Annotated in this window: 4 protein-coding genes; all 4 read left to right on the top strand. The window is 58.1% G+C overall.

Features of this window, described 5'->3' with window-relative positions; all coding sequences use genetic code 11:
- Positions 1 to 1,329, top strand: a 1,329-nt coding sequence (locus EOM25_12130; protein ID NCC25921.1) for a hypothetical protein, incomplete at its 5' end; no start/stop codon positions are given.
- Complete coding sequence (locus tag EOM25_12135; protein ID NCC25922.1) at positions 1,260 to 3,536, top strand: HAMP domain-containing protein; 2,277 nt, start codon at positions 1,260 to 1,262, stop codon at positions 3,534 to 3,536. The genes EOM25_12130 and EOM25_12135, both read left to right, overlap by 70 nt.
- Complete coding sequence (locus EOM25_12140) at positions 3,533 to 4,558, top strand: TRAP transporter substrate-binding protein (protein ID NCC25923.1); 1,026 nt, start codon at positions 3,533 to 3,535, stop codon at positions 4,556 to 4,558. The genes EOM25_12135 and EOM25_12140 overlap by 4 nt, the downstream gene beginning before the upstream one ends.
- Before the next feature lie 15 nt (positions 4,559 to 4,573).
- Positions 4,574 to 4,898 (top strand): hypothetical protein (locus EOM25_12145; protein NCC25924.1); only part of this gene is annotated, 325 nt, incomplete at its 3' end.

Consider the following 4,898-nt stretch of genomic DNA (forward strand, 5'->3'; position numbering starts at 1 on the left):
CTGAAACGCAATGAGAATAAGGGCATCACCAGTTTCGCGGAAAAGCCTAAAGATGAGAAAGTGCTTGAAGCCATGGTCAGCGAGCCGAATTCCGATAAACCTTATTTCGGTTCCATGGGAATTTACCTGTTCAACATCGACGTATTGTCGGATCTCCTGGAGAATTCCAGTTACGAAGACTTCGGCAAGCACGTCATTCCGGCCGCTATCGAGAAATATAATGTATACGGCTATGAATACACCGGTTTCTGGGCGGACATCGGCACCATTCGCGCATTCTTTGAGACCAACCTGGCTATCGCCAGTAAAAACCCGCCTTTCTCGCTGATCGACGAGGGCTGCACCATGATCTTTGGGGGCTCTTCCAGCGCTGTGGCCATTGAGGCCTGCGACGTCTGCCAGAAGAACGACGTCCTGTTTTTCGGTACCCTGACCTATTCCACGGCCACGACCCTTGAATACGGGCGCCGGAATTGTTTCCGGGAGTGCAACGATTCTCGGATGTCGGCCCGAGTCCTGGCCGATTGGCTGAACTCCCGGTTTTCAGGCAAACGCTATTTTTACATCACCTCGGACTATACCTGGGGCTGGACCACGGAGGAGAGCGTCCGGGAAGTGACCGGGACTCGGGACCGGGAGGCCCATCCCGGAATTTTGACCTCCTTGGGCACACTCGATTTTACCGAAGTCCTGGCCAAGGCCGGGGATGCCCGGCCCGAGGTCCTTGTACTGTCCCTGTTTGGCAAGGATCTGTCCACGGCTCTGATTGAGGCCAGAGCCATGGGCCTGGGGAAAAGCGCCCAGATCGTGGTCCCCAATCTAACCTTGGGCATGGCCGAGCGCGCCGGGGCCGAGGCCATGGAAGGGGTGGTCGGGACCATGCCCTGGAACTGGAAGATTCCCTACGAGTTCGGGTTCCAGCAAGGTCAGGTTTTTGTGGAGGAGTTCGTTCGCCGGTTCCGTCGCTATCCGAGCACCTCCGGGGCTAGTGCATACGCCATCGTTCACGAGTACGCATCAGCTGTGGAGCGGGCAGGGACCCTGGAGGTATCGGCCGTAATCGATGCCCTTGAAGATCACCGATATACGCTTTTGAAGGATGAACAGGTCTGGAGATCCCTGGATCACCAGTCGGTCCAGACGGTCTATCTGGTCCGGGGGAACGAATTGAGTCGGGTCTTCGAAGACGCCCACAAACAGGATTACTTCTCGATCATTGGCTTCAGGCCTGGGGAGGAAACCGTCATCACCCCGGACGAATGGAAGGCACGTCGAGTCTCACACGGTCTTTCGCCTTTCCTCGAAGAAAGGGAGGGGGCGATGCCGTGACTAGATTGCCGTTCCAAAAAATCAAGGCTAACGGCTTGGGAAGGTTCGGTTTGCCCCAGACCACCCTCTGGAGATTCATTTTGGCCACCGGCACCATCGGCCTGATCGTCATTCTCGGGATGATGATCCTGGCTGTGTGGATCGGCAGAAGTCTGGTGCACGAACTCCACTCGGACAAGGGATATACGGTGCTGCGCAATGCCGTTGAACTCATTGCCGCCTCGGAGATGGCCGTGGAGAATTCCAGAGTCAGTCATTTTCAGAACCGCAAGGAGACGTTGGGAAGGATCAATTCCTATACAATCGGCGTGCTCGAGACATTTTTGACCGAGGCCGAAACTGGGCGCATGTCCAACGAGGAGGCCAGAAAAAAGGCCCTGGCCCTGCTGAATTCGGTGGTCGGGCAAGGGACGATCCCCGGATTCGTCATCGACCAGACTTTTCGCCTCGTCGTTCACCCGAATCCGGTTTTTCGCGGTGATTCGGTACTTTTCTTCAGAGACGAAGAAGGCAACCAAGTCTTTCGAATTCTGGTTGAGGATGCCAGAACGAGCGATTCCGGGCGGCAGGTGTTCTCCTTCTACCCTTGGTTTAATCCCGAGACCCTCCGGCAGGAGACCAAGCTGGCCGTGGCCGAGTATTTCAAACCCTGGGATCTGGTCGTTTGCGCTGACGTCTTCATGAACGACGTTGTGGATGAACTGGCTCGGATCCGCCAAGCCGGCCTCAACGAACTCCGGGCCAGAATTGCCGAAATTACCATCGGTCGGACCGGATATGTGTTTTTTTTCGACGAGGAATGCAGGATGATCGGTCATCCGACCCTGGCCGGGGAAAACATCACCGGTCTTGATGAATCCGAAGTCGGACGAAGCATCTGCGAAGAGTTCAAAAAGGCCGCGGAACGGCCTTGGGGCGAGAATACCCTTGTCTATGACTGGAATTCCCCCTTCGAAAAGGACATGAATGCCTCGTCCGTGATCTCCTGGTGCACCCGTGAGCCGGTCACCGGTTGGTACGTCGGAGCCGCGGTCCATCTGGAGGAGCTGGACGAGACCCTGCCCAGATTCGCCATGAGCATCTTTCTCCCTTCCCTGGCTGCCATCCTGCTTTTGTGCGCAGCCTTGGCCCTTCTCCTGCGCAATCTTCTCCGCCCGGTACAGGCCCTGACCACAGTCTGCAACGAGGTCATGCACGGCAACCTCAACGTGTCGGCTCCCAAGGATGCCCATGGGGAAATGGGATTTCTGTGCTGGAATTTCAACATGATGATCCGGCGTTTGAGCGCCTTGCGCAAGAAGGACGAGCAGCGACGCTTGGATCTGGAGGTTCTGAACAAAGACCTCGAGCGGATGGTTGAAGCCCGGACAAGCGCCCTGCGGCGGGAGGCGGCCAAACTCCGCCAGGCCAACCAGCGGCTCAAGGAACTGGATGATCTGAAGTCCTCCTTTTTGTCCTCGGTCTCCCACGAACTCAGGACGCCCCTGACCTCGATCCTGGGCTTTGCCTCCCTGATCAAACGGGATTTTATCCGACAATTTTTGCCCCTGTCCGAGGATAGCCCGAAACTTGCCGAACGGGGGACAAGGATTGTCAAGAACCTCGAGATCATTGAGCAGGGGGGATGGAGGCTGACCAGGCTCATCAACGATCTCCTGGATCTGAACAAGATCGAGTCAGGTCGGATGGACTGGCGAGACTCGGTCGTTCGGGCCGGGGAACTGCTCAGGCGGGCCTTGCAGGCGGCCTCTGGCGAGTTCATCGACAATCCAAATGTTGAGCTGCGTTTGAACATTGCCGAGGATCTGCCCGAAATCCGCGTCGATGTGGACAGGCTGGAGCAGGTTATGATCAATTTGTTGTCCAATGCGGCCAAATTTACGGAAAAGGGCTCGGTCGAGGTTCTGGCCCATCGAGAAGGCGAAAACCTCCGGGTCGAAGTCCGTGACACTGGAGATGGCATTCCCGGGGATCAGTTGGAGGACATCTTCGAGCGTTTCCAGCAGGCCAGGACTGACTCCGTCAAGGGCAAGCCCAAGGGGACCGGACTGGGCCTGACCATTTCCCGGCAGATCATCGAACACTACGGGGGACGGATTTGGGCCGAATCGACCCCCGGCCTCGGGAGTGTCTTTGTTTTCACCCTACCTCTTTCACAAGTCGGCATACCAGGAGCAGACAGGTCCGATCGCTCGGAGGTCACATGAAAGCCCGTAAGAATGCGATCTGTTTCGCGACGGCCCTGATCCTCGCCGTCCTCGGTCTGGCCATGTCCGTATGTTCCGGTCAGGCCGAAAACACCCCCAAGACCATTCTCCTGGCCATTGTCACCGTGCCGGGCTCGGCTCAGGACGTCACGGCCTCCAAGTTCAAGGAATTGATCGAGGAGCGTTCCGGCAATCGGTTTATGGTGGAGATCAGCCGGGCTGGAGCCCTGGGCTCTGAGACGGAAATTCTGGAAAAGATTCGGTTGAACGTGGTCCAGATGGCCGTGATTACCACCGAGCCCATGGAGGCCTTTGTGCCCGAGGCCGGTTTGGTCGGCTTTCCGTTTCTGTTTAAGAGCAATGAGCAGGCCGATCGGATCCTGGATGGGCCTCTGGGTCGAGAGATACTCGACAGTCTTGCTCGGGCCGGATTCAAGGGCCTGCACTTTTCCGAAAACGGGTTCCGGCATCTGACCAATGATGTCCGGCCGGTGACGGGTCTGGCGGACGTGTCGGGGCTGCGCATCCGGGTCATGGAGAGTTCGCTTCACCGGGATTTGTGGACGTTGCTGGGGGCCAAGCCACTGCCCTTGCCCTGGCCCATTGACGAGGCACTGGAGGCTGGCCTGGTGGACGGTCAGGAAAATCCGCTCTGGGTGCCCTGGGTCTATCGGTTCGACCGGTTCCAGCGTTATCTTTCCCTGACCGGCCATGTCTATTCTTCCCATGTCGACCTGGCCGGGCTGAGCTGGTTCGACTCCCTGCCGGAGGCCGACCAGAATCTGGTCGTGTGGTGTATGCGCGACGCGGCAGTGTTCCAACGGGCCCATAACCGGAATAACGAGGCGGCCTACCTGGCAGGGCTCAAGGCCAGGGGCATGCAGGTGGTGGAGGATCCCGACATCGGCTCCTTTCGGGCCAAGGCCTCGGAGCTGACGGAACTGCCCGGATACCGGTCTGCCCGTATACGCAACCTTCTTGACCGTCTCCTGGCCGCCACCCAGGAAGACCCAGTTCCTTGAGGCGGAGGTCAGCACATGTCAGAGGTGGTTCGTATTACGGTCGTTCCCAGGCGGGAGATGATCACCGTGGTCAATGGAGGCCTGAGTGCGCTGTGCGCCCTGGCAGGGATCGACCGCGAGCAGGCGGGCAGGCTGCAATTGGCCACGGAGGAGGTCTTTCTCTACTCCGTGCAGACGATTCGGAAGGCCGGGCTGGAGTCCATGGTCACGGTCCGGTTCTGTCATCACGGTCAGGGCTTCAAGATCGTTCTTGAATACCCAGGCCCCAAGGGCCCCCTGGACGGGTGTTTCAGGGCCGGGCACCTTGACATGCCCGAGTTCAAGAGCTTCGAGGCCGTAG

Source organism: Deltaproteobacteria bacterium (assembly GCA_009929795.1).
Classification (GTDB): domain Bacteria; phylum Desulfobacterota; class Desulfovibrionia; order Desulfovibrionales; family Desulfomicrobiaceae; genus RZZR01.

What these genes read in the sequence shown, in the direction of transcription:
- EOM25_12135 (NCC25922.1), top strand. Translation starts at nt 1,260, where the DNA reads ATGGAAGGCACGTCGAGTCTCACACGGTCTTTCGCCTTTCCTCGAAGA.
- EOM25_12140 (NCC25923.1), top strand. Translation starts at nt 3,533, where the DNA reads ATGAAAGCCCGTAAGAATGCGATCTGTTTCGCGACGGCCCTGATCCTC.